A 26,685-nucleotide genomic window follows, 5' to 3' on the forward strand; every position below is an offset into this window, starting at 1 on the left:
TAGAAAAAAGCGAACAAGACAGAATTCTGAGTGTCAGATAACTCGTTTTGTTCGCTTTTTATATTTAAGGTTAAACTTTTGTCCCAGACTCTTTTAATTTACTCTCCCAACTGGGCACTGTAAGCGATAATCTGGTCAACTGTGTCAGACAAGAATTGGATGGTATCACGGAGTGGTTTATCTGTAGAGATATCTGCTCCGATAATCATAGCTGACTCAAGCGGTGTCTTGCTACCACCTGATTTGAGGAGATTGAGCCAGTCTTCAGCTCCATTCTCAGAGTTTTTAAGATGGAGGTAACCAGCTGTCGAGATGACTAGTCCTGCTGAGTAAGTGTAACTATACAAGCCCATGTAGTAGTGAGCTTGGCGCATCCAAGTCAAAGCTGCATCATCATCAATCTCAATAGCATCTCCCCAGAAATCCGTCAAGACTTCCTTCATAATACTGTTGAGTTTGCTTGCTCCAAAGGTCTCCCCTTCTTCAATCAGTGTATAAACCTTGCGCTGGAAGGCTGCTTCCAAGAGGTGGGTAATAAAGTTATGGAAGTAGGTGTCTGTCAAGCGATGGGCAAGAGCGAAACGTTTTTGACGTGGGTCGTCAGATTGGTGCTCCAAGTAGTCACTGAGAAGCAATTCATTGAAGGTTGACGGTGCTTCAACATAGTAGGTCGACATGTGGGCGTTGAAGTAACTTTGGTGGTTGTCAGAAAAGATGAATTGACCAGAATGCCCGATTTCATGAATCAAGGTATAGACATCGCTCAAACGACCTGTCCAGCTCATGAGGACATAAGGGTGCACGCGATATGGATCCGCCGCATAACCTCCGGAATCCTTGCCACTATTAGCAGCAAAGTCCACCCAGCGCTCTTCTTGATAGCGAGCAACTTCCTGACAATATTCTTGTCCCAAAGGTTCTACCGACTTCATGACCAAATCATAGGCGTCGTCAATAGTCACTTCAGGATTAAGGGCGCTGTCCAAGTCCAATTTCCAGTCTGCAAAGGTCATCTTTTCAAGACCATTCACCTTGGCAACGTGTTTGAGATATCTCTGAGCAACGGGTGCAAAATCCTTCATGATGAGGTCAATCTGGCGGTCAAACATGGCGCGGTCTACTTCCTGTTCAGCTAGAAGATAGTCAAAAACAGAGACGTAACCCCTCATATCTGCTAGTAGTTTTTCAGACTTGACTTGGGCTAGATAGGCTGCTGCAGCCGTATTTTGGTGCTTACGAAGACCTTCTGAGAAGGAACGGAAGGATTTCTCACGAACCTCAGCATCCTCATGGTTTTGGTAGAAATTTTCATAGGTAACAAAGCTGTTTTTGTAGGTCTTACCATGAGCTTCAAAGTCAGCCATTTCGAAATCCCCAGCTCGCATCTTAGTGTAAATATCCTGTGGACTGTAGAAAACTTCACCAAGATTGGTCAAGGCTTTTTCCACATCAGCCCCTAGATAGTGGGCTTTTTTGATTTTTGCCTGACGAATGGCTGCCGTCAAGTGAGGCAATTTACCCAAACGGTCCAAGACTTCCTCATCAGCTTCCACCAAAGCATCGTCAAAGAAGGTCAAGGCTACACTGGCATCTGTTTCAAATTCCATCCCAGCTTGAGCAATATTGGCAAATTCGTCATTGCTATAGTCTGTCGTCTGCGGCATAAAGGCATAGTTGCCAATATGGCTCATCTGAATGTAGATTTGTTCCAATTCCGCAAAGGCTTTTTCAAAATCCTCAAAAGTATGAAGATTACCCTTGTAATCACGGCTAAATTGATTGATGTCTTCGCGAGCCTTCTCGATTGCACGCAAGAAATCTTCACGATCTTGGTATAGGGCGGTTAAATCCCAAAGTTCCTTCTCTGGAAATTCTGAACGGTGTATTTGTTCCATTTTCTTCCTCTTATTTCTCTAATTCTAATAAAACACTAAGGGCTGATAAAGCGTAAAGTGGTGCTGTTTCTGCTCGTAAAATACGAGGACCAAGTCCTGCTAAGACTGCTCCCTTAGCTTCGAAACTCTCAATTTCTGCAGGTGACAGACCACCTTCTGGACCAAAGATAAAGAGCAGTTTGGCTCCTTTTTCAAGACCAGCGACTGCTTGTAAAAGCGCAGCGGCTTCTCCTTCTTTGGCCGACTCTTCATAAGCCACTACGACGCGGTCAAACTGGTCAAGTTGAGCTAGAAAGTCTGCTTTTTTCTCAAAAAGCTGGATACTGGGAACAACATTACGCTTACTTTGCTCTGCTGCTCCAAGGGCAATTTTTTCTAGTTTTTCGACCTTTTTACCCAATTTCTTGCCATCCCACTTGGCGACCGACCAGTCGGCAGGAAAGGCCCAAATCTGGCTGGCACCTAGTTCCGTCACTTTTTGAGCGATAAACTCCAGCTTGTCCCCCTTAGGAAATCCAGATGCAATGGTCACTTGAACGGGCAGTTCCACATTGTCAGCTAGTTCTTCTACCAATTCAAACTGACGAGCTTCCACATCCAGCACACGCGCCAAATGCTTGATACCATCATCAAAGACTAAGGTCACCTCATCATCTTCTTTCAAGCGCATAACCTGAAACATATGCTTGCTGGTTTCCTTGTCCTCGATGGTGACAGGAGAGATAGCACTGCCTTTGACAAAATACTGTTGCATGCTAGCCTCCAATCACACCGGAAATATCCTTGGTTTTCTTAAAGACACAGGCATTCCATTCCCCTTGAACCATGTGGGTTTCAAGGAAAAATCCAGCTGACTCAGCCGACTGGCGTACCATGTCCCACTTATCCTTAATAATTCCACTCATGATGAGGTAGCCCTCATCCTTGACCAAGCGATAAGCATCATCCGTCAGATGAACGAGGATATCCGCCAAGATATTAGCTACAATCACATCTGCCTCAATCTCAACTCCCTTAAGCAAATCACCTGCTGCTACATGGATGTTTTCCATACCAGGGTTTAGCTCAATATTTTCCTGAGCAACTCTAACTGCTACATCATCCAGGTCGTAGGCAAAGATTTTCTTGGCACCAAGCAGCGAGCTAGCAATGGAGAGGACGCCTGATCCAGTCCCCACATCCAGCACCATTTCGCCACCACGAAGAACCTGTTCCAAGGCAAAAAGGCTCATCTTGGTAGTTGGGTGGGTTCCTGTTCCAAAGGCCATACCAGGATCTAGCTTGATAATCTTTTCCCCAGCAGTCGGCTCATAGTCTGTCCAAGAGGGAACGATAGTCAAATCATGAGTGATACGAGCTGGCTCATAGTATTTCTTCCAGTTGTCTGCCCAGTCTTCCTCAGCCAAGGCAGTCGTCCCCATTTTGACCTCTCCCAAATCCATAAAATCAGTTAGTTCCGCGAGACGAGCCTGCAAATCTGACTCAACCGTTGCTACATCAACCGTATCAGGGTAGTAGGCTGTCACTACGATTTCTTCTTGCTGCTCGACCTCTGGGAAAATCTCGCCGAAGCGGTCAACATTTCCCACATAGTCCATGCTGTCTTCAATCGCAACGCCTTGCGCTCCCAGCTCAATCAAGAGATTAGAAACTAACTCCTCTCCCTCACGCTTGACTGTAACTTTTAACTCTTGCCATGTTTCCATCATTAAGATACCAAGCCCGTAAAACACAAAGCCAAAATAGGAACTTCTCTGAAGACGCTTGTGTCTACGTGAAGTTTATCTTTTTGACACAATGTTTAGGGCGGGTTCAGTTTAGAAATGTAACTGAACCATCCTTTCTAATCACTTACTTTTAAATAATCCCTCAATCTGTCCTGCAACTGAGGGACAACTTGACTGGAACTAAGAAATTCCTCGACATTCATCAACTGATAGCCCTGTCCTTCATCTCCAAATACAATCTTGTCAAACTGGGCCTGTGTCAACTGACCGACTAGAAATACAGATTGTTTATCCGCAAAAAGCATACTTGGATAAACCTTACTCCAAAGCAGACAATCCTCAGTCAAATGAATTCCCAGTTCCTCAAAAACTTCACGCTCCACGCACTCAAAAGGACTTTCATCGCCCTCTCGTCCACCGCCTGGAAGTTCCCACATATTGGGCCAGGGAATGCTTGCCTTATCATCGCGTAAGATAGTCAGAAGCTTATCCCCACAAAACAAAGCAATCTTACAGCCTGTGAAATCAGAAATCTCTATTTCCATATTAGACTCCTTCAGTTAATTCCTTTTCCAGTTCGGCTAACCAGTTTTGATAATAGCTTTTCTCATCCCGTAACATCCGGCTGCTATTCATTTTCTGTCTAGCAATCTTCATAGCCTTGTGAGTTTGAACTACATCTTTCTTTACCTTAAATTGATACCAAGCTTGAATGACCTGCATATCTGCTGTTTTTAGAGATAAAAAGGATTTGACCCCTCGAATACTTGCATATTCTTCCGCTTTCTTATTATCTCCTTCCATCAGAGCAATTTGAAGAAGGTATAATTGAGAACTAGTTTTAGACATTGGATTATCTGTTTTCTCTAACACAGACTGAAACTGTTGCTTTGCAAGTTTTATATTATCATCCAATATGAATACCAACCCCTGAAGAGTCTGAACACTTTCTGCAAAACTCCCTCTCACATCTTCATCAACAGACATGACAAAGTCTTTTAAATCATATTCTTGAGGAGCTAGCAATGTCTGGGCAGAATGCCTCAACATCAGGTAGGCGTATTTCGTATTTTCAGGGTGTTGTAGCAATTCCCAAATTTTTGCGCCATCGGTGATGCCGACTGGCAAAATGTTATTTAGGAAGAAAGATAAATTAAGAAAAATCCAAGTCCCTGCAAAATACCAGCTTCTTGTCAAAATTCCAAATACTATCGCCAATAATATCAAGCTGAGATGAACCATCAAGCCTCCTGAAAGCATCAGGATGATTCTTTGATCGCTTTCATCCTCTTTTAAACCAATATACTGAGCACCAACATTTTTCAGAATGGCTGTTCTACTAAGATGAAACCTTCCTGACTTTTTGGTCAAAATAAAATGTCCTAATCCAAAAGCCACCAGCCGATAGCCTGTCAAGTAGCCACAAAAAGCATGTCCCAGCTCATGAAGAATAAAGATTAAATATATACTTAGAAGAGCGAAGGCATAACCAAAAGTAAAGACTAAAACTGCGGAATATCCCAACTCTGCAAATGCGATTGTTCCACAAGCACAAGCCAGCATAATAAAGACAACAGCTAGCACATAAACCAAATAAATCCCAATTTTCTTCATAAAATCTCCATCCAACTCCTAGTATCTCGGATAAGGATAAAACTCTCCCTCTTCCAAGCCTACTTTTCCTTCTTCAAAGACTTCTTGGTTCCATTCCATGACGAATTCTTCTGCTTCTGGGTCTTCCAAAAAGTCCATAAGGGCATCTAGTCCAACCTCGGCAGTATCTTTAAGGAAAAGAGCAAAATATGCTAAAAATTCACGAGAAAATCCTTTTTTAGGCAGGTAAGGAATAACGGTCAAATAGTCTTCTGCATTGACGATTGACTTAGCAGGATTGTAAAAAAGCACTGCTTCTTCAAAGAGGATATCGTCTGATGAAACCTCTCCTTCCTCGTCCACCATCTCCACACCTGCAGCATTTTGTGCTTCCAATAGAAAACTCACTTCTACCGCATGGTTGCGCTTGTCCCAACTAATCTCAAAGTCGAAGGGAAAGTTCTTCTCCAACTCTTCCTCTAAAACATCTAAAAATCCATATGTTGCCATTTTGTCCTCTTTCTATGCGACTCTTTAATCGCCCCGATTGCTCGGAAATATGCTAAAATAGATACTACCATCTTACCACAGAATTATTTCATGTCCTATTATACCATATTACCTCATTTAAACCCTTGGTATTAGTGATTTTCTTAAAAGTCTGATTTCTTTATTTTTCCTGAAAAATTCACATAAAAAGCCCTCGAAAGGGCTAGGTAAACTATGTAATCAATAGACAAGTAACTAACACAATTAGACGTGCTTTTTTATTGACTATTCCCACGATGCCATACTTAATCTTAGACTTGAATCTTCTTATCTGCAATAGCTTCTGTCAAAGTCTGAGAAAAGTTAAGTCCCATTTCTCGTCCCAACTTATCTGCCCACCTTGGTATGGTCAAGGTCTTTTTAATTGGTTCCTGACTTCCTAGATATTCTGATACATCAACAGACACCATAGAAATAAAAGATTTATCAAGATCATAGGTTGACACAAAATCTTCATCATCTTTAAAAGGATCATTTTCAATTAAAGACAATCTATTGATATCTGATGGCTGAGGTAAGTCTCCATCACTCTCTATCAAATCTGCAACAGTTAACCCTAGCCACTCCGACCCCATAGCCAAAGCCTCAGAAATTCCCTCGCCTTGTGTTGCTGAAAATTCAAAATCTGGAAAATGGACAAAATAAGTCGCTTTTACCTCATCTGTATCATCATAATAAAATAAAGCTGGATATGTCACTAACATTTCACTACCTCCATATCAAAAAGCAGGGGCTGAATTTTACAACCCAGCTTGCTTTCTTATCCCTCTTTCAGTGTACTTATTTAGCTCACCATGAGGAATTGTGATAGGTCTTTCCCCTTGCTTCTCCATTTTAATATGGGAGCCTTTACCACCTTTGGTTTTTATCCAACCATGAGCCGTAAGGAGTTTGACCATCTCTTTTTGTGTCATAGGCATAGCGCTTTTACCTCCTGACAACACCATTATAACACGTGCTATACGTATTGTAAAGGAGTGATACTTATTATTCTCTTATATCATAAAAACCCCTAGATGTGGTTAAAAGAGCTTCTAGTTTATTCACACCTATTTTTCTAATGAGTAGTGAATACTGCTTCTTTATCTAGTAATTCATCATCTGTATAGTCAATTGTAAAAGTATCTCGATTTAAGACAAACTGAGGCGGAGTTGAATGAATCATAGGAACACTGCGTACCCTATATTTTTTATCTCCAATTTTTACAAATTGATTAACTCTCAAGTCTTTGAAATCAGGATTTTCAACAGTTATTACAAGGAGACGATTTACTACTTTAAAAACATCAATTATTCTATTTTTCATATTTTTCTAATTCATAATTATTAGAATGAACCTCTCGGTAAGCAAAATCAAGTTTAGGTTTAATGTTTTCGTACAAATCCAAAATCTCTTTTGGAGTATCTTCCCTGAAGAGAAATTTTCTTTTTCCTGAAATAACTTGATCACTAAGAATCCAATGACGAATTTGCTTTGTAAAAATCAAAACTTCCTGACTTGGTAATTCCATCATTTCCATTCCTTATCACCTCTCTTTTCATTATAGTTCATGCAATAACATTTAGCAATATTATTTCTCAAGTCAGCAATTCCACTTCTTTAGACTCAACTATCATATTTTAAGCTTTAAGGGAAATCCATTCTCTCATGCTGATACCTCTCCTCATCAAATTAAATAGTCAAAAAGCTTCTATCTCGCTCCCGGAATGTTACAAAACCATTGAAATATCACAACTAATAGGCTAGAATGGACATAGTAAGATACATTTGGTGAGTTATACTGCTCAAAAAATATGAAACTAAAATCCACGTTAGAAAGGACTGCTATGCCAGACAATCTCGCGCTTCGCATGCGCCCTAAAACCATCGACCAGGTCATCGGTCAGGAGCATCTGGTCGGACAAGGAAAAATCATCCGCCGCATGGTGGAAGCCAACCGCCTGTCCTCCATGATTCTCTATGGACCTCCGGGAATCGGCAAGACCAGTATTGCCTCTGCCATCGCAGGGACGACCAAGTATGCCTTTCGAACTTTCAATGCGACAGTAGATAGTAAAAAAAGACTCCAAGAAATTGCGGAAGAGGCTAAATTTTCAGGTGGCCTCGTCCTATTACTAGACGAGATTCATAGACTAGATAAAACCAAGCAAGACTTCCTCTTGCCTCTCTTGGAAAGTGGACTGGTCATCATGATTGGCGCTACAACTGAAAATCCTTTCTTCTCTGTCACTCCTGCCATTCGCAGTCGCGTTCAAATTTTTGAGTTGGAACCTCTGTCTAACCAAGAAGTCAAAGAGGCTCTACAGATAGCTCTAAGTAACCCTGAGCGTGGTTTTGATTTTCCAGTAGAACTAGATGAGGATGCGCTGGACTTCATCGCAACCTCTACAAACGGAGACCTGCGCTCTGCCTTTAACTCACTGGATTTGGCTGTTCTTTCTACCCCTGAGAATGATAAGGGCATTCGCCATATCACTCTAGACATCATGGAAAATAGTCTTCAGAGAAGCTACATCACTATGGACAAGGATGGAGACGGTCACTATGATGTTCTATCTGCCCTGCAAAAGTCTATCCGTGGCTCAGATGTTGATGCCAGTCTTCACTATGCTGCCCGCTTGATTGAGGCTGGGGATCTGCCAAGTCTCGCTCGTCGCTTGACCGTTATCGCCTATGAAGATATCGGTTTGGCCAACCCTGAAGCCCAGATTCATACCGTGACTGCTCTGGATGCTGCCCAGAAGATTGGGTTCCCAGAAGCCCGCATTCTCATTGCCAATGTCGTGATTGATTTGGCCCTTTCTCCAAAATCCAACTCTGCCTATGTAGCTATGGACAAGGCGCTTGCAGATCTCAAAACATCAGGGCACTTGCCTATTCCACGACACCTGCGTGATGGGCACTACAGTGGAAGCAAGGAACTGGGGAATGCCCAAGACTATCTCTATCCACACAACTATCCTGGAAATTGGATTAAACAAGACTATCTGCCAGAAAAAATCCGTAATCATCACTATTTCCAAGCAGAAGATACTGGTAAATATGAACGGGCTTTGGCTCAAAGAAAGGAAGCTATCGACCGTTTACGAAAAATCTGAAATCCTTTTCAAAAAATTGCACTTTCCTCTTGATTTTTTTTGAAAAAGTGGTATCATATAAACATAGAAACGCTGTGGTGTACGACTTCACACTTAAGTGTTGACCGACTATTTTTTGTATTATTAGGGAAACAAAAGTCTTCTAACAGCATGTAGGCCGTCTCACACGGAAACAGCTTCAGTTAGAGCGAGTTGCCCACCTGCTTAATTGCGCGGGTTCAATACAAACCGTGAAGTTTCGGCACCAATACAGCTTTTTCTTTGCCTCCTTAGCTCAGCTGGCAGAGCAGCGGACTCTTAATCCGTGGGTCACAGGTTCGATCCCTGTAGGGGGCATCTAAATCAACAGGAAAAAGCCTTAATTTCAAGGCTTTTTTTGCTTGTCTATAACTGATTTGCTCCATCATTTGCCCCACTTTTAAATCTATCTTTTCTTTTTGAACCAAATTACATCTTAACAAATAGTGTAAAGCCAGTTACTTTTGCTTTGATGCCATACAATATTTTCATGTAGAGAAGACAAATTTTATCTTCTCTTTTTATTTTCAAAATGATAAAAACTGAAACTTCCAAATTGTTTATTTATTTTATTGATATTTTCTATAAAAAGGTGTATAATATTTTTATTATCAAACTATACTATACTATATAGGGGGTATTGAAATGAAATTTTCTAATCGTTTACTGCTATTCCTTGCAGGAGTTGTTTTTGTCCTTTTAGGACTTTTCCTATTTACACACCCAGTAGCTAATCTTGTTGCTTACAGCTGGTGGATTGCATTTGATTTACTGGTTTCTTCTATAGCAGCTCTTTTAGGCTATTTCTCTGCACCAAAAGAGCTTCGCTCACCTGTTTATCTTTTCCAAGGGTTTGTTAGTCTTCTCTTAGCTCTTTACCTCGTTGCTTATGGCTTTGTGACCCTGCCGGTCGTCATTCCAACTATTTTAGGAATTTGGTTAATTGTAGAAGCCATTATAGTTTTCTTTAAAGGCAATCGTCTGGGATTGATTTTCCCTATTATTGGCAACCATATCATGTGGGTAGCCTTGCTTGTATTTTTACTAGGTCTAGTGATTTTGTTCAATCCAGTGGCTACAGGTGTCTTTGTCGTTTATGTCATTGCCTTTTCATTTTTAGTTACTGGCTTCACCTACATTATTGAGGCCTTTCGTAAATAATCTAGTTGCCATTTTGGGCATATTAAAATAGCTGGGAAGTTACATTCTCAGCTTTTTCTGTTGCCTCCTTAGCTCAGTTGGTAGAGCAGTAGACTCTTAATCTATGGGGCGCAGGTTCGAGCCCTGCAGGGGGCATCTAAATCAACAGGAATAAGCCTTGAAACCAAGACTTTTTTGACGTCCAATAGCTTTTTGTAGAAAAGTATTTAAAAATAAAAGAGAAGAGAATCTCTCACTCTCTTCTCAGTATATCTTATTAAATTTAGTTTTTCTTAATCTAGCTGATTTTCCTTTGCAACGACAAATTCCTTAACCAATCGATAGATAACAGCAAATATCGGTGTAAAGAATATCATCCCAAGTAAGCCAAAGAGATTGCCTCCAATACTAGCAGCCGCAAGCGTGAAAATAGCTGGCAAACCAATAGACTGACCTACAACTCTAGGATAAATAAGGTTTCCTTCAATCAGCTGTATAACTTGATATAGAAGAAGAGAAAGTAAGGCTTGAGTAGGACTCACTGTGAAGATAAAAATCGCTCCCACAACACAAGCAATCATAGGCCCTACATAAGGAATGAACGATAGCACTCCTGCAAAGATACCTGTCATTACTCCATAGGGTATCCCAAACACGCTGTAACCAACCGCTATCATAACTCCTATGATAACTGCTTCAATCAGCTGACTCATCAAAAATTGGTCATAAGTCTCTAGTGCTACTTGTCCAATGTAAGTCAACTTTATCACCACCTTCTCTGGAAGAAAAACTTTTAGAAGTCGACTCGTCATCGCTGCCAAATGTTCCTTACTGGATAAAAATAAAAAGGTGAAGACTATAATCAAAAAGGCATTCATCAAACTTGAAAAAATATTGCCGATATTACTAGTCAGACCTGATAAAAAACCTATCAAAGCTTGGCTAATAGAACTAGATTGTCCCTGTATGCCTGATACGATAGTTGACAACATGTCTTTGGTTACAAATTCCGAGCTGCCTAGCAATTTCCCAAGTTGAGTAAGGACTGTTGAAAGGACTGTTCCCAGCTGACTAATAGTCTGGGCTAGGGTTGGCAGCACCAAAACCAAAAGAGCAATCACGATTAAGATAAGAGCTAGGAAAACAAGTACCATGGCAATCGGACGACGCAACTCTGCCTTTACCTTCAATTTAACTAAGTACTGTTCAATTTTTTTCATAGGAACATTAAGCACAAAAGCAATAACAGCACCATAAATCAAGGTTGATATTACATCAAAGAGAGAGATTGCTCCTGATATAAAGCTCGATGCATTCAGAATTACAAGAGCAACCAGCCCTATAAAAAGTATTAACGGGGTGTATTTTTTTACTAAGTTCATAAATTCTCCTTAATAAACATGTTTAGATACGACTATACTATTTGGTTTTTCAAACTCTCGATTAAGGTAGGCTTGGTAAGTTCCTGGAGCGATAAATCCTTTGGGTGAGAGGATATCGGTGCCAGCCTGACCGACTATGGTATCAGCCAAGAGCACACAGTTTGTAGATAAGACAAAGTAGGATTTAAACTTAGATTTGATAAATTTATAAAGTTCCCCATCTGTCTCATGTCTGATTTTATAAGCGTAGGTGTAGTCTTCCTTACCATCACCTGTCATGATTTTATCTGCACTTGGCTCCCATGGAATCGTCAGTTGTTTCAATTCAGCCAACTTTTTCTGAACTGCTTTTTCCATTTCAGGCGTCAAATCTATCCCATAACCAAAAAGCGTTTTTTGACTCTCACGTTTACATAGGTCAATGTACTTGTCACGATCACAGAAATATAAGACACCATCTCCTACCATGCCAAATAAGGTCTCAGAAGACGGATCATAGTTGCCATAAGAAATAACACGGCCTTGATAGCAGATATCCACATGACCAATTGCCGAAAACAGAGAGGTCTCAGCTGTATGAACAAAAATTTCAAGCTCCGCTGTCTTACCAGACTTCACCATTCCAAGATGGATATCCTCTCTCTCATCAGCATTTTCCTGCATGAATTTGTTGATTTTTGCTAAAGTTCTTGCAGGGATGAGAGCGGCTAGGACAATAGGTAAGCTAATTCTAATGCGACGTTTGAGATGGTTTTTCCCAATTTCCTCCTCAAACAAGAAACCATCACGGATATTGGACACACCATAAAGGAAAAAATAAGCCCCTAATACAAAGAGTTGAAAGACAGAATTTCCTGTAGAGGACAAAAGACTAGTCCCACCAAGAAAAACTAGTACGAGTCCATCTAGTAAGAGACGAAAACGAGGTCGAATTTTGTTTTTGCGGTAGAGAACATAGGTGACAAGGTTAATACTAGCATGAAAAATCTGATAAACTCCAATCACAAGAGCCAAAATATAAATCGGCACATCCGTCGCAAGATTGGAGCCAAGCAAATATCCCAGCACTAACAATTTAACCAGTGCAACTCCCAAGGTGTCCGTTGACTGACTTTTTTTGAAAATACGTAATACTAAATCTAAGACCGTTGCTATCCAAGCTAAAAACAGAACCAGGCGAATAACTGTTACTGGCAACCAAGTCCCCGTGACCATCAAGATGAGACCTAGCAGAACAAACAAGAACCCCTGAGCAAGTAATTTCTTACCTGTCAGACCTAAAGATAGAATTTTCGCCATATAAAAACCTTTCAACAATAAAAATTAAACACTCCGATTAAACTGACTAGTAAATAGCCAACACTACAAACAGCCTGTGCCAGCAACATATGGTGACTAGAAATGACTGTAGTAATGTCACCATCTTGTCTTATGCACTTCTAAAATTTGTTATATTGATTAGAAACCAGAGCTTATAAAAACTAGCTAAACTCGAGAGATAGACACAATTGCGACGAAAAAATGTATAACCAATTCAACTTGTTAAGGTAAGAAAGCATTATTTCCAATCTATTAATTATTCATCTATTACCTATTATGACACAATATTCCCTATAGTTCAACTTTTTACTTGTTTTTATATTACACGGACTAAAAAGTTTTCAACAGTTGATTGCATTTGTTTTAATAAGTTTTAACCTTTCTTGGTTAGATAAAAAAAGAACCATACAGTTTAGAATCTGTATGGTTTTTGCCCCACTTTTGTCCCATTTTTAAATCATGACATTGAAAATACCTAAAATCACTTATATTTCAATATTTTTAATTGCTCTCAATATGAAAGTCCTTTCCAAATCCCTGTAGGGGGCATCTAAATCAACAGGAAAAAGCCTTGATTTACAAGGCTTTTTTGTGTATCTGTTCTACTTTTGGTCAACTAATGGATATCAACGGTATAATTTTATGAACACCCTTCCCAGACAGCTCTAATCTGATTGCACTCAAAATTTTTTAAAATTTAAAACAAAAGACTTGCTTTTCTTTTAATTTATGTTATACTTGTTCTTGTATCTGATACAAGTTTATTAAGAGAGGGATTCATATGGATACAAAATTCTCAGTTGCTTTGCATATCTTAACAATGATTAGTGAAAGCAAGGAAACCTTAAGTTCTCAAGCACTAGCTATTAGTGTTGGGACTAACGCTAGTTACATTCGAAAAGTGATTGCCTTATTGAAAAATGCAGATTTGATTCATTCCCAGCAAGGAAAAACAGGTTATCAACTCAGTAAGTCTCCAAAGAAAATGACTTTACTAGAGATCTACTATGCTACTCAAGAAATCAATCACATTAGTTTATTCCCTGTTCATCAAAATAGCAATCCTGATTGCCCTGTTGGAAAACATATCCAAGGAGCAGTTTCACCGCTTTTCGCTAGTGCCGAATCTCAATTAGAGAAGGAATTAGCAAATCAAACTTTAGAAGATGTCATTGACAATCTATATAAACAAGCTAAACAAGTCCGAAACTGATTTGATAACAAGTCAGTTTTTACTGGAAACAACATATACTTGTATTAGATACAAGTATATAGTTATATAAAAAAAGAAAAGAGAAAATACATGAAAGTCGCACAACACACTACTTATAACAAAAACAATATCACACTGAACATCACAGAAATCGCTAAACCAAGTATTACAGACAAACAAGTCTTGGTGAAAGTCACCGCAGCCGGGGTTAATCCTCTCGATAACATGATCTCTCGTGGTGAAGTCAAGATGATTGTTCCTTACAAACTTCCTCAAACTGCAGGTAACGAAGTGGTTGGAATCGTTGAAAGCATTGGCAAGAAAGTTAACAACTTTCAGATAGGAGACCGTGTCTTTGGCCGTCTGCCACTTGATCATATCGGCGCCTTTGCAGAATACGTAGCTGTCGATAGCCAAGCCTTAGCCAAGATTCCAGACTATCTATCAGATGAGGAAGCTGCTGCTGTACCGCTTACTGCCTTGACTATCATGCAGGCTCTTGACCTCATGGGCGCTCAAGCTGGAAAAACGATCTTTATTTCTGGTGGTACTGGAGGAGTTGGTGGAATGGCCATTCCAATTGCCAAGGCCAAAGGTTTGAAGGTCATTACTAATGGAGCTGGAGATAGTGCTGAGCGTGTGTTGAAACTAGGAGCAGATAGATTTATCGATTACAAAACAGAAGATTATACAAAGACTGTTAGCCAGGTTGATTATGTCCTCGATACTCTCGGTGGAGCTGAAACTGAAAAACAAATGTCTATCATGAAAAAAGGTGGTCATCTTGTTTCACTTCGTGCCATGCCAAACGGTGCCTTTGCCAAACAGATGAATCTACCAAAATGGAAACAGATTATTCTTGGCTTAGCAGGTCGCAAATTTGATAAAATGGCGGAAAAATATGGCATCCACTACCATTTTATCTTTGTAGAAAGCAATGGTGCTCAATTACAAGAGGTAGCTGACCTCTTTAGTAAATTAGAAATCAAACCCTCTATCGATACAGTTTACCCATTTGAAGAGGTAAATAGCGCATTAGACAAAGTCGCTAATGGTCGCTCTCGTGGAAAAACAGTTCTCAGCTTTAAGAAATAAAAAGGAAAAAATCATGTCATATATTACAACTAAAAATCAATACATCACTTGGCAATGGATGAGTGGTTAGGAAAAGGTCTAACCAAACGTCAGCAAAGCTTGTCAGGCCTAGCCTACTATCTCATTGAGGTTACAAGTAAAGAGGAACTCCTCATCATTGACCATAGTACACCTGAAGTTGAGGCACCAATCACATGGCTAAACTCAAGAGAGTTAGAATTTAGTGATCCATATGGTATTGTAACCCGTGTTCGAATAGCTAACAAATCATAGGATAGGGTTTCGATTCAATCTGTGACACATCCCGTTTCAAATTTTTTGATACAGGATTAAAAGGTCTTTCTTTTTCTACTTCAGATACTTGGTTCTGTGTATATACTATTTAAAACAGGTCCCAAAATGAATGTAACTAGGATCTCTGCTAATGATAGATATGAAATTTTTTAATATTCAAAAAGACTCCACCTATCTAAAGGAAATCTACCCTAGAGATGGACGGAGTCTTCTTTCACTCACTAATCTAGTCGAATAAACATCATGGCATTTAACAAAGATATGAGTGAGACCGTGTTTATATTATTTGAATAGATCAGTCTCTTATTCTCAATCGGAGGAATAATAAAATTAGAAATGATGATATCATAAGGCGATTCTTCTAAAGATTCCTTTGATAATTCTAATTCAGTCCAAACTTCAAGTTCAAAATTGTTGCTGCAATAATAAGAAAGTGTCTCTGCAACGGATTTTGCATGATACTGATCAAAATTACTCATAACCAGAACCTTCAGCTTTGGCTGATTTTGTAGTAGATTAAGCACCAAATGTTTGGTATGAGTGATGAAGGTATAAGATAGATGATTTACCATCATTAAACTAGAACAAACCTCAAGAGTCTCTAAATAATGAGAAAGCTCTTTTTTTACATCTGAAACAAATTTAGGAAAAATATTTTGAAAATTCCTGATTGTATTCCCTTTTTGATCAAATAAAATAAACTCAGTAGACAACTCTTGACGATACAGATGTGCGGTATTATGCAGATGCCAAATCAGATTATCCTTATTCTCAATCTCAATCTGATACTTGACTGAAATCTGATCAATAAAATCACTCAATAAATGGTAAGATTTTTCAACATAGCTATCCTTTTTTACGCATTTCAAAAAGAGACTTTCATCTATGAAAAACATTTTTTGAAAGTAAGACACAAATAATTGGCAAACAACTTCTTCATCTAAAGAGATATTGTATTCTGATTCAAAACTTTGAGCAACACCTTCTATTCCTTCTGCCTGCATCAAAGCATCCAAACTTTGGTAGTTAAAAGAATCTTTCTCTATTTCCATAAAATGACCAAACTTTATTCGATATAGATTAGTAACCAGGAACAACTTTAGCATTCTATGCGTTGATAAATTCATTGGAAAGCTTGTTTCCTTATAAACCAATTCTAACAATTGAGATAGGGGCTCTGATGAAAAATTTTCAAATGGCCATTCTAGGAAATAATATTTTTCTGAAAAATATTGTGCAAAAAAGTAACGAATGTCTCTCTCATTTCCAATGATTTGAACAGGAGTCAGACTGATTTCAAATTGAAATTGCCTTTTAATCACTTTATTGATTTGGCTAATAATACGATAGAGCGAAGATGAACTGATATAAAATTCTTTACAAATACTCTCAGCTTGACAACCTTCATTAAAGAAGATAAATTCTAAAATCGAAAAATGAGTTGAATGCTTAAAGAAATGATGGTAAACCATTTCAATATCACTATCATCGGTATTAATAATGCGTATACCATTAGTAGAAGAATGAAAAATCAAGTCAGGAAAAGCATATTTAACATGGGATAGATCATCTTTAACTGCACGTTCTGTACAATTTAGTAACTCTGCTAGTTCAGAACGATGAAACCATCGTTTATGTTCAAATAATAATTCTAATAATTCTAATTGCCTATGACTTTTTTTAGATAATAAATCTCTCATGAATGTCTTTCTCTCTTTATAAATTATCGGATTTCACCTCTTGCAATTATACCACAAAGAATAGGTATAGCATGATATAACGACTTTCCCTAAAATCTTTTATTTCGTATAATAACACTACAGAGACAATATATAAACAATTTTCTTATTTTACCGTCTATTGAGGGCGTGAATACAGAATCAAATTCAAGTCGAAAGATTATATTTTTAATTTTAAAAATTATATAATAGCAACAATCAAAGAATTTGATTTTTTATATTAAAATTACATAATAATCAAAATAATTGATTATTTTATATCAAAATTATATAATAGTAATAATCAAAGGAATTGATTTATTTTTTGATATTAAAATAAAAAAGGAGGGTAAGCAATATTGTGGTCAATCATTGCTGGATGTCTTATTGGACTTGTAGCAGGTAGAATCACTAAAAAAGGTAGTTCTATGGGAATCGTCGCAAATGTATTCGCTGGTTTAGTCGGGGCATCTGTAGGACAATCCCTTTTAGGTAGTTGGGGCCCATCCATCGCTGGAATGGCTTTAATCCCATCTATTGCAGGAGCAGCAATTGTTGTTACTGTAGTATCATTCTTTACAGGTAAAAAATAATTACTTGTAGAATAAACTATTTTTAAATAGATTATACGGGTAAAAATAGTTTAATGTTAAATCGAAAGGATTGTATATGTCAAAAACAAAGAAAATACTTTTAATTATTTTCTGTATTTTAATCTTGACAATTTTCCTTCCTGTTTTGATAGATTATCATCAAGTTAGTGATCTAGGCATTCAGCTATTTAGCTGGAGACAGAATCATTTCGTTGAATTTTATCTCTCTAGATATATATTCTGGGGGATAGTGGCTCTATCAACTTTAGTTTTGTTATCGATGTTAGTTGTGTTGTTTTATCCTAAACGTTATTTGGAAATTCAACTTGAAACTAAAAACGATACATTGAAATTAAAGAATTCAGCAATCGAAGGTTTTGTTAGAAGTTTGGTGAGTGATCATGGATTGATCGAGAACCCAACTGTTCATGTAAATTTACGAAAAAATAAATGTTTCGTTCATGTAGAAGGTAAAATTCTTCCCTCGGACAACATCGCTGACAGATGCCAACTAATTCAAAATGAAATAGCTAATGGATTAAAGCAATTCTTTGGTATTGAGCGTCAGGTGAAATTGGACGTCTTGGTAAAAGACTATCAGCCACAGCCTAAAGCTCAAAAGAAAAAAACTGCTAGTCGTGTAAAGTAAGGAAGTAAAAATGGAATGGCTTAAACAATATCGATATCCAATAATCGCAGGTCTCATAGGCGTATTTCTCGCTTGTTTGATTATCTCCTTTGGCTTCTTCAAAACAATATTTGTATTGATTTTAGGAGCACTGGGAGTTGCAGCTGGATTATATATCGAAAAAAACTATATAGATAAATAAAAATTACTAATTTAATTAAAGGAGTTTCATATGTCAAACGAAAAAAACATTAACACTAACGTAGAAAAGAAAGATGCTACTGCTGTAGCTCACGAAATCAAAGGAGAACTTACTTACGAAGATAAAGTTATCCAAAAAATCATTGGTCTGTCACTAGAAAACGTTTCAGGTCTTTTGGGAATCGACGGTGGTTTCTTCTCAAATCTTAAAGAAAAAATCGTTAACAGCGATGACGTAACAAGTGGTGTTAACGTAGAAGTTGGTAAAACACAAGTTGCAGTTGACTTAAACATTATTGCTGAGTACCAAAAAAATGTTCCAGCTTTATATTCAGAAATCAGAGAAATCGTATCTTCAGAAGTTGCTAAAATGACTGACTTGGAAGTTGTTGAAATCAACGTAAACGTTGTCGACATCAAAACTAAAGAACAACATGAAGCAGACTCAGTAAGCCTTCAAGATCGCGTATCTGACGTTGCTGAATCAACAGGAGAATTCGCTTCAGAACAATTCGAAAAAGCTAAATCTGGTCTTGGATCTGGTTTCTCAACTGTTCAAGAAAAAGTTAGCGAAGGCGTAGAAGCTGTTAAAGGTGCAGCAACTGGTGTAGTATCTCACGAAAAAACTCGTGTAAACTAAGATAAAATAAATATAACAGGAGAAATTATCATGTCAGTAGAAGAAAAATTAAATCAAGCTAAAGGTTCTATTAAAGAAGGTGTTGGGAAAGCCATCGGTGATGAAAAAATGGAAAAAGAAGGAGCAGCTGAAAAAGTTGTTTCTAAAGTAAAAGAAGTTGCTGAAGATGCCAAAGACGCTGTAGAAGGTGCTGTAGAAGGTATCAAAAACATGTTGAGTGGCGACAATAAATAAGGCTAAAAGTTACTTTATCTCTTTAGTAACATTAGTCAAAAGAGTCTGAGTCAAGATGATTCTCAGAAAACAAAAAGCTAGAGATTTCCAATTGCGGAACTGAACTGCACCCCAAAAGTTAGACAGAAAAAATCTAACTTTTGGGGTGCTTTTATTATGAAATTAACTTATGATGATAAAGTTCAGATCTATGAACTTAGAAAACAAGGATATAGCTTGGAGAAGCTTTCAAATAAATTTGGGATAAACAATTCTAATATTAGGTACATGATTAAATTGATTGATCGTTATGGAATAAAGTTCGTCAAAAAAGAAAAAAATCGTTACTATTCTCCTGAATTAAAACAAGAAATGATTGATAAAGTCCTACATGAAAACTGGTCTCAAGATAGAGTTTCTCTCGAATATGCTCTCCCAAATCGTGGTATGCTTCCAAATTGGATGGCACAATACAAGAAAAACGGGTATACTATTGTTGAGAAAACAAAAGGGAGACCATCTAAAATGGGACGTAAACCAAAGAAGAAACCCGAAGAGATGACAGAGTTAGAACGACTTCAAGCAGAAAACGAGTATCTGAGAGCGGAGAATGCTGTCCTAAAAAAGTTGAGAGAACTCCGCTTGAAGGAGGAAAAAGAGAAAGAAGAAAGACAGAAATTGTTCAAGAATTAATGACTGAGTTTTCGTTAGATATTCTTCTAAAAACCATTAAACTCGCTCGTTCGACCTACTACTATCATTTGAAACAGCTAGACAAACCAGATAAGGATCAAAAGCTTAAAGCTGAAATTCAAGCTATTTTTACCGAACAAAAAGGAAATTACGGATATCGTCGAATCCATTTAGAATTAAGAAATCGTGGTTATGTGGTCAATCATAAAAGAGTTCAACGCTTGATGAAAGTGCTCAATTTACAAGCTAGAATACGCAAGAAACGCAAGTATTCTTCTCATAAAGGAGATGTTGGCAAGAAAGCAGACAACCTTATTCAACGCCAATTTGAAGCAGCTAAACCAATGGAAAAGTGTTATACGGACGTGACAGAATTTGCCATTCCAGCAAGCGCTCAAAAGCTTTACTTATCACCAGTTTTAGATGGCTTTAATAGCGAAATTATCGCCTATAATCTTTCAACTTCACCCAACTTAGAACAAGTAAAAACAATGTTGGAACAAGCATTCACAGAGAAGCGCTACGAGAATACGATTCTCCATAGTGACCAAGGCTGGCAATATCAACACGATTCTTATCATCAGTTTCTAGAGGGTAAGGGAATTCAAGCATCCATGTCACGTAAAGGTAACAGCCCAGACAACGGTATGATGGAGTCTTTCTTTGGCATTCTGAAATCGGAGATGTTTTATGGTTATGAGAAGTCATTTGAGTCGCTCAACCAATTGGAACAAGCCATTGTAGACTATATTGATTACTACAACAATAAACGAATTAAGGTAAAACTAAAAGGACTCAGTCCTGTGCAATACAGAACTAAATCCTTCGGATAAATTAATTGTCTAACTTTTTGGGGTCAGTACAAACTCTAGCTTTTTAATTTTGCCTCTTTCTCTTATTATATTTCAGCAGGTTGTTGACCATGAGTACGAATCCCATGTCAATTCTCACTTTACGCTTATCTCTCAGATGACATCTCTTATAATTCAAACAAACCTTTATCTGCCCAAAGACAGATTTCATATCAATCTTACGTTTAGCGAAAATTTGTCTACCCTTGAAAGATAAAAGTGCCTGATATTCTTTAGTTTTTAAACACCGGTAACGTTCATTCATATACAGTCCCTTTTGAGGGGCTGATTCAGGTTCATCATCGCAGTCAAGATTGATTTCAAGGCTATTTGCTTTCTATCTACTCTTTTTCATGATGTATTTTCGTACAGGTGCTTCAACCATTTGAACGATTTCAAATCCTTCTTTTTGGTAAAGATTCTGAGCTCTTTGATTTGCCTCGAAGACATTTAGAGAGATGCTGTCTATATCTCTATTTTCAAAGACCAAACTAACAAATTTCCTTAAAGCCTGCCTACCTAAGCCTTGCCCCTGTTTCTGGGGGTTGATAAAAAATCTTCCGATATGAAGATTACTGTCTTCTTGCCTGATTTTCTGGATAACCCCCACAAACTCTTGTCCTTCAAAGATTGAAAAGATTCCTTCCAAATCTTGCAAAACTTGAATTGTCAAGGGGAAAGGAATCATTGGTCCCATCCATTGTTCTTGAAAGGATTTGCCAAGGGAGTTGGACCATTGGCATACGAGCTGAGCATTTTCTACGCTTAACTTTTCTTCAAAACGAATTATCATCTTTGCCTCCCCATCTTATCTATGTTTCTCCATTATACTACTTCTCCCATTTTTTACGAATAGATAAGTATGATTGATTTTTATTTTTTTCTTGTCGGGAGCATTCTCGCTTCCTTTCTTGGTTTGGTTATTGACCGTTTCCCAGAACATTCCATTATCCGACCTGCTAGTCACTGCGATTCCTGTCAGACTCGCTTGCGTCCCTTAGATTTGATTCCGATTCTCTCGCAGGCCTTCAATCGCTTTCGCTGTCGCTACTGCAAGGCTCGCTATCCTGTCTGGTATGCCCTCTTTGAACTAGGTTTAGGACTCCTCTTTCTGGCTTGGTCTTGGGAATTACTTTCCTTGAGTCAAGTCATCCTAATCACTGCTGGTTTGACCTTGGGCATTTACGACTTTCGCCATCAGGAATATCCCTTACTGGTCTGGATGACTTTCCACCTAATCCTCATGGTTTCCTCTGGCTGGAATCTGGTCATGGTCATCCTCCTTGTTCTTGGAATTGTGGCTCATTTTATCGATATCCGCATGGGCGCAGGGGATTTTCTCTTTTTAGCTTCTTGTGCTCTCGTCTTTAGCGCAACCGAATTACTCATCTTGATTCAGTTTGCTTCTGCGACGGGGATTCTAGCCTTTCTCCTGAAAAAGAAAAAGGAAAGACTTCCTTTTGTGCCTTTCCTCTTACTCGCTGCTTGCGTGATTATTTTTGGTAAGCTACTGCTTGTTTGATAAAGTCCTCAATCGGCTCTCCTTGGTGGAGAGCTTTTACAATTTTCGAACCAACGATAACGCCATCTGACACCGCATTGAAGCGTTCTACGTCTTCTTGACTAGACACACCAAATCCTGTCAAGACTGGGATGTCAGCTACTTGATGCAAGTGCTCCAAGTGCTTGTCTAAGTCTGCGCGGTAATTGCCTGATTTCCCTGTCACCCCATTGATGGCAACCGCATAGACGAATCCTTCTGATCCTTCAATCAACTCTTTCTGACGCTCAATCCCTGTGGTCAAGCTTACTAAAGGAATCAAAGCAATGTCTGTATCTGCCAAAAATGGTTCTACAAAGTTGGCATGCTCATGAGGCAGGTCTGGAATAATCAAGCCCTTAACCGCTGTATCTGCCAAATCTTTGACAAAGTTCTCAACACCGTACTGAAAGAGGGGGTTGAAGTAGGTCATGATGACCAGCGGAACCTCTGTTTCAATTGTTTTCAAGGTTTCAACCAAAGCCTGGGTAGAGGTCCCGTGGGCTAGACTGCGCAGACCTGCTTCTTCGATCACAGGTCCATCTGCGACAGGATCTGAAAAGGGAATTCCCACTTCAATTGCAGAGACACCCAAATCTTCTAAAAAGTGGATTGTTTCAGCAAGTCCATCCAAACCTTTCTCATGGTCTCCAGCCATGATATAGGGAACGAAAATTCCTTTTCCAGCTGCTTTTATAGCGTTCAATTTTTCTGTTAATGTCTTAGGCATGAGCTTCTCCCTTCTTTGCTGCATCTGCTTCCAAGCGTTCTTTGACTTGAACCACATCCTTGTCCCCACGACCTGATAGGCAGACAATCATAGACTTGTCTGGTCCGAGTTCTTTTGCTAATTTCACTGCGAAGGCAATTGCATGGCTAGATTCCAAGGCTGGGATAATCCCTTCCACGCGAGACAAGAGCTGGAATCCTTCCAAGGCTTCCTCGTCTGTCACAGGAACATAGCTGGCACGCTTGATATCGTGGTAGTGAGAATGTTCTGGACCGATACCAGGATAGTCCAAACCTGCTGAGATAGAGAAGGCTTCAAGAATTTGACCATGGGCATCTTGGAGCACATCCATGAGAGAACCGTGAAGAACACCAGGACGCCCCTTGGTCAAGGTAGCTGCGTGGTGCTCTGTGTCTACACCAAGTCCAGCTGCTTCAGCCCCATACATGGCTACTGACTCATCTTCTACAAATGGATGGAAGAGCCCGATAGCATTCGACCCACCACCAACACAGGCTACTAGGGCATCTGGCAAATCTTGACCTGTCAAGTCACGGTACTGTTGTTTAGCTTCTCGACCGATGACACTTTGGAAGTCACGAACGATTTCTGGGAAGGGATGAGGTCCTAAGGCAGAACCAAGGATATAGTGGGTATCATCGATATTAGCTACCCATGAACGAAGGGCTGCATTGACCGCATCCTTGAGCACGCGCGAACCGTCTGTTACAGCCTCGACCTTAGCTCCCAAAAGCTCCATACGGAAGACATTGAGGGCTTGGCGTTTAACATCCTCTTCACCCATATAGATGGTACATTCCATGTTAAAGAGGGCCGCTGCTGTTGCAGTTGCCACACCGTGCTGACCAGCACCTGTTTCAGCGATAATTTTCTTTTTACCCATGCGTTTAGCCAGAAGAACTTGTCCCAAGGCATTGTTAATCTTGTGGGCCCCTGTATGGTTGAGGTCTTCACGCTTAAGATAAATCTTGGCTCCACCGATATGCTGGGTCAAATTTTTTGCGTAGTAAAGGGGAGTTTCACGTCCCACATACTGGCGCAAAAGTTGGTTTAATTCCTCTTGGAAACTTGGGTCTGCCTGACTTTCACGGTAGGCCTTCTCCAACTCCAAAACTGCTGTCATCAATGTTTCTGGGACGAAACGTCCGCCGAATTTTCCGTAAAATCCATCTTTATTTGGTTCTTGATATGCCATTCTTTACCCTCTCTATAAATCTTCTAATCTTTTCATGATCTTTTTGTCCATCTGTCTCCACTCCGCTTGATACATCGACTGCATAGGGAGTAAAATGTTGAATTGCTTGTACTACATTGTCTTCCTTAAGGCCACCTGCGATAAAGAAGGGCTGTGCTAGTCCTGTCGTATCCAGTTGAGCCCAGTCAAAGGTCTGGCCACTCCCAGCCACAGGGGCATCAAAGAGTAGATAGTCTGCCTGAGAATTGGGCACATGACCCTCTCCATCCACCTGCACAGCCTGAATGCTGGCACAAGGCAAATCCTCAAACAAATCATCCGCTACCTGGCCGTGAACTTGAACCAAGTCCAAACCAACTTTGTCAATCGCTTCTAGCAGTTGAGCCCGACTTGGTGAAACAAATACACCAACCTTTTTGACATCCGCATGAATAAGCTTTGCCAACTCAGTAGCCTGATCCAAGGTCACCTGTCTTTTACTGGGTGCAAAGACAAAACCGATATAGTCTGCTCCTGCTGATACAGCTGTCTCCACCGCTTCTTTGGTCGATAGTCCACAAATTTTAACCTTTGTCAATCTGCAACTCCTTGATTCTCTGGGCCACATCTTCTGCCTGCATAAGAACTGTCCCTACCAAAATTCCGTTAAAGTATGGTGCTACTCGTTCCGCATCCTGCCCTGTGAAAATAGCAGATTCAGAAATGTACAAGCAATCATCTTTGAAATGTTTAGCCAAATCTACACTGGTCTGCAAGTCGACTTCAAAGGTGGTCAAATTACGGTTATTGACCCCGATAATCTGGGCACCAAGTCTGTGAGCTACCTCTAGTTCAGCTAGATTATGAGTCTCCACCAAGACTTCCAGACCAAGCTCCGTCGCATAGTCATAAAGTTCCTTGAGGCGTTCTTCGGACAAGGCTGCCACAATGAGCAAGATGACTGTTGCACCTGCATTGCGAGCTCGAATGATTTGCTTTTCATCGATGATAAAGTCCTTGTTGAGCGTTGGAATGTTTACCTGACTGGAAATCTCCCGTAGATAATCCAAATGCCCTTTAAAGAAAACCTCATCTGTCAAAACTGAAATCATCACTGCGCCGTTTGCTTCATAAGTCTGGGCCTGTTGCACAATATCCACATCGAGATTGATATCTCCCAGACTAGGGCTAGCTTTCTTAACTTCAGCGATCACCTGCAAGCGATCTTGATGATTCTTCAAAAAGTCAGCCAAGCGGTAGGTCTGGCGCAGAGGCTGGATTTGCTCCAGCTCCATCTGCTCGACCTCACGCGCCTTCTGTTCCAAGATTCGTGATAAAAATTCCTGACTCATTTTTGGTACTCCTGTAACAGTCTGAGTTTTTCAAGGGCCTTGCCACTAGCAATCACTTGACGTGCCAAGGCAACTCCTTCCTTGATACTAGCCACCTTACCATTAGCATAGAAACCAAGACCTGCATTTAGAACTGTAGTTTCCAAGAATGGACTTGGTTGGTTTTTCAGAACGCTGAGCAAAATTTCGGCATTTTCCTGAGCATTGCCTCCACGAATATCTTCGATAGCGTAGCGTTGCATGCTCAAATCCTCTGGAGTGAAGCTTGACAAGGTAATTTCGCCATTTTCAAGAAGAGCAATATTTGTTGTTCCATTCAAACCAGCTTCATCCAACCCTTCTGGCCCAGCAACCACGATGGCGCGTTTGCGACCCATATTTTTCAAAACTTGAGCTGTACTTTCTAGAAGTTCTGGACGACTAATTCCAAGAAGCTGTGTTTCCAAGGCCATTGGGTGAATTAGGGGACCAGTCAAGTTCATAATCGTTGGAATTCCCAATTCCAAACGAGCTGGCATGATGTATTTCATAGCTGGGTGCATATTTTTTGCAAAGAGAAAGACGATTCCAGTTTTATCAAAGATCTTACCTAGTTCAGCTGGTTTGAGGTCTAGGTTGATGCCCAAGGCTTCGAGAACGTCTGCAGAACCAGATTTAGAAGAAATCGAGCGGTTACCGTGTTTTGCCATATGAACACCACCACCAGCCAAGACAAAGGCTGCAGTTGTGGAGATGTTAAAGCTGAAAGACTTGTCCCCACCTGTACCACAGTTGTCCATGGCATCATGAATCTCAGTTGGAATATGTTGGGCATGCCCTCTCATGACTTGGGCAATGGCTGTGCGTTCTTCAGGTGTTTCCCCCTTCATCTTAAGGGCCAAAAGGAGAGAAGCAATCTGCGCTTCGGTTACACGTCCAGTAACGATACGCTCAATGACATCCGTCATTTCCACACCTGATAAATTTTCAAATTTTGCTAATTTTTCAATAATCTCTTTCATCCTAG

Annotated in this window: 32 protein-coding genes and 2 tRNA genes; 14 read left to right on the plus strand and 20 right to left on the minus strand. The window is 39.6% G+C overall.

Annotation, left to right across the window (positions count from 1 at the left end; genetic code table 11):
* Positions 1-98: 98 nt before the first annotated feature.
* The 10 genes from pepF to O3650_RS05310 form a co-directional block, all read right to left on the minus strand.
* Complete coding sequence (gene pepF, locus O3650_RS05265; RefSeq protein WP_261083329.1) at positions 99-1,895, minus strand: oligoendopeptidase F; 1,797 nt, start codon at positions 1,893-1,895, stop codon at positions 99-101.
* A 10-nt stretch (positions 1,896-1,905) separates the two neighbouring features.
* On the minus strand, positions 1,906-2,649 hold the full coding sequence (locus O3650_RS05270) for a 16S rRNA (uracil(1498)-N(3))-methyltransferase (RefSeq protein WP_261083332.1): 744 nt from the start codon (positions 2,647-2,649) through the stop codon (positions 1,906-1,908).
* Between the two features lies 1 nt (position 2,650).
* Positions 2,651-3,601: a 50S ribosomal protein L11 methyltransferase gene (prmA, locus tag O3650_RS05275; RefSeq protein ID WP_261083355.1), complete on the minus strand. Its 951-nt coding sequence runs from the start codon at positions 3,599-3,601 to the stop codon at positions 2,651-2,653.
* A gap of 137 nt (positions 3,602-3,738) precedes the next feature.
* Positions 3,739-4,167: an NUDIX hydrolase gene (locus O3650_RS05280; RefSeq protein ID WP_203175524.1), complete on the minus strand. Its 429-nt coding sequence runs from the start codon at positions 4,165-4,167 to the stop codon at positions 3,739-3,741.
* Between the two features lies 1 nt (position 4,168).
* Positions 4,169-5,236, minus strand: a complete 1,068-nt coding sequence (locus tag O3650_RS05285; RefSeq protein WP_371491751.1) for a M50 family metallopeptidase — start codon at positions 5,234-5,236, stop codon at positions 4,169-4,171.
* A gap of 18 nt (positions 5,237-5,254) precedes the next feature.
* A complete protein-coding gene (locus tag O3650_RS05290) occupies positions 5,255-5,725 on the minus strand; it encodes a DUF3013 family protein (RefSeq protein WP_203175526.1) in 471 nt (156 codons plus the stop codon).
* Between the two features lie 290 nt (positions 5,726-6,015).
* Entirely contained in the window at positions 6,016-6,468 is a 453-nt protein-coding gene (locus O3650_RS05295; RefSeq protein WP_203175527.1) for a type II toxin-antitoxin system HicB family antitoxin, read from the minus strand.
* 36 nt (positions 6,469-6,504) lie between these two features.
* Positions 6,505-6,684 carry a type II toxin-antitoxin system HicA family toxin gene (locus tag O3650_RS05300; RefSeq protein WP_001132279.1) on the minus strand — a complete coding sequence of 60 codons (180 nt, stop codon included), beginning with the start codon at positions 6,682-6,684 and terminating at the stop codon, positions 6,505-6,507.
* Positions 6,685-6,821: 137 nt separating this feature from the next.
* Positions 6,822-7,070, minus strand: coding sequence for a hypothetical protein (locus O3650_RS05305; RefSeq protein WP_203175535.1), 249 nt, complete (start codon positions 7,068-7,070; stop codon positions 6,822-6,824).
* Positions 7,060-7,284, minus strand: a complete 225-nt coding sequence (locus O3650_RS05310) for a hypothetical protein (protein ID WP_238393780.1) — start codon at positions 7,282-7,284, stop codon at positions 7,060-7,062. Before O3650_RS05310 ends, O3650_RS05305 begins: the two co-directional genes overlap by 11 nt.
* Positions 7,285-7,591: 307 nt before the next feature.
* Between O3650_RS05310 and O3650_RS05315 the strand changes: the two genes are divergently transcribed.
* The 4 genes from O3650_RS05315 (at position 7,592) to O3650_RS05330 (ending at position 10,177) form a co-directional block, all read left to right on the plus strand.
* A complete protein-coding gene (locus tag O3650_RS05315) occupies positions 7,592-8,863 on the plus strand; it encodes a replication-associated recombination protein A (protein WP_371491755.1) in 1,272 nt (423 codons plus the stop codon).
* Positions 8,864-9,126: 263 nt separating this feature from the next.
* Positions 9,127-9,199 (plus strand) — tRNA-Lys (locus O3650_RS05320).
* A gap of 327 nt (positions 9,200-9,526) precedes the next feature.
* Positions 9,527-10,042, plus strand: a complete 516-nt coding sequence (locus O3650_RS05325; protein WP_000672738.1) for a DUF308 domain-containing protein — start codon at positions 9,527-9,529, stop codon at positions 10,040-10,042.
* A 62-nt stretch (positions 10,043-10,104) separates the two neighbouring features.
* Positions 10,105-10,177 (plus strand) — tRNA-Lys (locus O3650_RS05330).
* A gap of 137 nt (positions 10,178-10,314) precedes the next feature.
* On the opposite strand, the gene O3650_RS05335 is transcribed toward O3650_RS05330, so the two are convergent.
* Together O3650_RS05335 and O3650_RS05340 are read right to left on the minus strand one after the other, a co-directional pair.
* Positions 10,315-11,403 (minus strand): AI-2E family transporter, encoded by a 1,089-nt coding sequence (locus tag O3650_RS05335; RefSeq protein ID WP_004256071.1) that lies wholly within the window; start codon positions 11,401-11,403, stop codon positions 10,315-10,317.
* A 9-nt stretch (positions 11,404-11,412) separates the two neighbouring features.
* Positions 11,413-12,702 (minus strand): DUF308 domain-containing protein, encoded by a 1,290-nt coding sequence (locus tag O3650_RS05340; RefSeq protein WP_268704919.1) that lies wholly within the window; start codon positions 12,700-12,702, stop codon positions 11,413-11,415.
* A gap of 802 nt (positions 12,703-13,504) precedes the next feature.
* Here O3650_RS05340 and O3650_RS05345 point away from each other — a divergent pair.
* The 3 genes from O3650_RS05345 to O3650_RS05355 all read left to right on the plus strand — a co-directional run bounded on the left by O3650_RS05345 (position 13,505) and on the right by O3650_RS05355 (position 15,304).
* Positions 13,505-13,936, plus strand: coding sequence for an Rrf2 family transcriptional regulator (locus O3650_RS05345; protein WP_000379854.1), 432 nt, complete (start codon positions 13,505-13,507; stop codon positions 13,934-13,936).
* A gap of 90 nt (positions 13,937-14,026) precedes the next feature.
* The gene (locus tag O3650_RS05350) at positions 14,027-15,031 is read left to right on the plus strand and encodes an NADP-dependent oxidoreductase (protein ID WP_371491758.1); all 1,005 of its coding nucleotides are present in this window, start codon (positions 14,027-14,029) and stop codon (positions 15,029-15,031) included.
* A gap of 54 nt (positions 15,032-15,085) precedes the next feature.
* On the plus strand, positions 15,086-15,304 hold the full coding sequence (locus O3650_RS05355; RefSeq protein ID WP_371491760.1) for a hypothetical protein: 219 nt from the start codon (positions 15,086-15,088) through the stop codon (positions 15,302-15,304).
* A 242-nt stretch (positions 15,305-15,546) separates the two neighbouring features.
* Here O3650_RS05355 and mgaSpn read toward each other — a convergent pair whose 3' ends face one another.
* A complete protein-coding gene (gene mgaSpn, locus O3650_RS05360; protein WP_371491762.1) occupies positions 15,547-17,025 on the minus strand; it encodes a virulence factor transcriptional regulator MgaSpn in 1,479 nt (492 codons plus the stop codon).
* A 374-nt stretch (positions 17,026-17,399) separates the two neighbouring features.
* Here mgaSpn and O3650_RS05365 point away from each other — a divergent pair, with 374 nt between their 5' ends.
* The 6 genes from O3650_RS05365 (at position 17,400) to O3650_RS05390 (ending at position 20,844) form a co-directional block, all read left to right on the plus strand.
* Positions 17,400-17,636, plus strand: coding sequence for a GlsB/YeaQ/YmgE family stress response membrane protein (locus tag O3650_RS05365; RefSeq protein ID WP_025171909.1), 237 nt, complete (start codon positions 17,400-17,402; stop codon positions 17,634-17,636).
* 76 nt (positions 17,637-17,712) lie between these two features.
* A complete protein-coding gene (gene amaP / locus O3650_RS05370; RefSeq protein ID WP_203175530.1) occupies positions 17,713-18,285 on the plus strand; it encodes an alkaline shock response membrane anchor protein AmaP in 573 nt (190 codons plus the stop codon).
* 10 nt (positions 18,286-18,295) lie between these two features.
* Positions 18,296-18,466 (plus strand): DUF2273 domain-containing protein, encoded by a 171-nt coding sequence (locus O3650_RS05375; RefSeq protein ID WP_000455064.1) that lies wholly within the window; start codon positions 18,296-18,298, stop codon positions 18,464-18,466.
* A gap of 30 nt (positions 18,467-18,496) precedes the next feature.
* Entirely contained in the window at positions 18,497-19,105 is a 609-nt protein-coding gene (locus O3650_RS05380) for an Asp23/Gls24 family envelope stress response protein (protein ID WP_000064110.1), read from the plus strand.
* A 30-nt stretch (positions 19,106-19,135) separates the two neighbouring features.
* Positions 19,136-19,339 (plus strand): CsbD family protein, encoded by a 204-nt coding sequence (locus O3650_RS05385; RefSeq protein WP_203175531.1) that lies wholly within the window; start codon positions 19,136-19,138, stop codon positions 19,337-19,339.
* A gap of 156 nt (positions 19,340-19,495) precedes the next feature.
* Positions 19,496-20,844 (plus strand): IS3 family transposase gene (locus O3650_RS05390; protein WP_261073160.1). Its coding sequence is split into 2 segments (ribosomal slippage): positions 19,496-19,937 and positions 19,937-20,844, totalling 1,350 coding nucleotides; the frame shifts between segments, so codons are not numbered across the junction.
* 43 nt (positions 20,845-20,887) lie between these two features.
* On the opposite strand, the gene O3650_RS05395 is transcribed toward O3650_RS05390, so the two are convergent.
* Positions 20,888-21,181, minus strand: a complete 294-nt coding sequence (locus O3650_RS05395; protein WP_338014820.1) for a transposase — start codon at positions 21,179-21,181, stop codon at positions 20,888-20,890.
* Positions 21,182-21,199: 18 nt separating this feature from the next.
* The gene (locus O3650_RS05400) at positions 21,200-21,655 is read right to left on the minus strand and encodes a GNAT family N-acetyltransferase (protein WP_203176744.1); all 456 of its coding nucleotides are present in this window, start codon (positions 21,653-21,655) and stop codon (positions 21,200-21,202) included.
* A 69-nt stretch (positions 21,656-21,724) separates the two neighbouring features.
* Between O3650_RS05400 and O3650_RS05405 the strand changes: the two genes are divergently transcribed.
* Positions 21,725-22,384, plus strand: a complete 660-nt coding sequence (locus O3650_RS05405; protein WP_203176742.1) for an A24 family peptidase — start codon at positions 21,725-21,727, stop codon at positions 22,382-22,384.
* Here the strand turns inward: O3650_RS05405 and trpA are convergent.
* From trpA to trpD, 5 genes are read right to left on the minus strand one after another with little or no spacing between them, the layout of a single operon-like run.
* Positions 22,356-23,132 (minus strand): tryptophan synthase subunit alpha, encoded by a 777-nt coding sequence (trpA, locus tag O3650_RS05410; RefSeq protein ID WP_203176740.1) that lies wholly within the window; start codon positions 23,130-23,132, stop codon positions 22,356-22,358. The genes O3650_RS05405 and trpA overlap by 29 nt on opposite strands.
* Positions 23,125-24,348, minus strand: coding sequence for a tryptophan synthase subunit beta (gene trpB, locus O3650_RS05415; protein ID WP_203176738.1), 1,224 nt, complete (start codon positions 24,346-24,348; stop codon positions 23,125-23,127). Before trpB ends, trpA begins: the two co-directional genes overlap by 8 nt.
* Complete coding sequence (locus O3650_RS05420) at positions 24,326-24,925, minus strand: phosphoribosylanthranilate isomerase (RefSeq protein WP_203176736.1); 600 nt, start codon at positions 24,923-24,925, stop codon at positions 24,326-24,328. The genes trpB and O3650_RS05420 overlap by 23 nt, the downstream gene beginning before the upstream one ends.
* A complete protein-coding gene (trpC, locus tag O3650_RS05425) occupies positions 24,912-25,679 on the minus strand; it encodes an indole-3-glycerol phosphate synthase TrpC (protein WP_203176734.1) in 768 nt (255 codons plus the stop codon). The genes O3650_RS05420 and trpC overlap by 14 nt, the downstream gene beginning before the upstream one ends.
* A complete protein-coding gene (gene trpD, locus O3650_RS05430) occupies positions 25,676-26,680 on the minus strand; it encodes an anthranilate phosphoribosyltransferase (RefSeq protein ID WP_203176732.1) in 1,005 nt (334 codons plus the stop codon). Before trpD ends, trpC begins: the two co-directional genes overlap by 4 nt.
* Positions 26,681-26,685 lie beyond the last annotated feature (5 nt).

Origin of the sequence: Streptococcus sp. 20925_1_24 (genome assembly GCF_041432335.1) — a bacterium.
Lineage (GTDB): Bacteria > Bacillota > Bacilli > Lactobacillales > Streptococcaceae > Streptococcus > Streptococcus mitis_BM.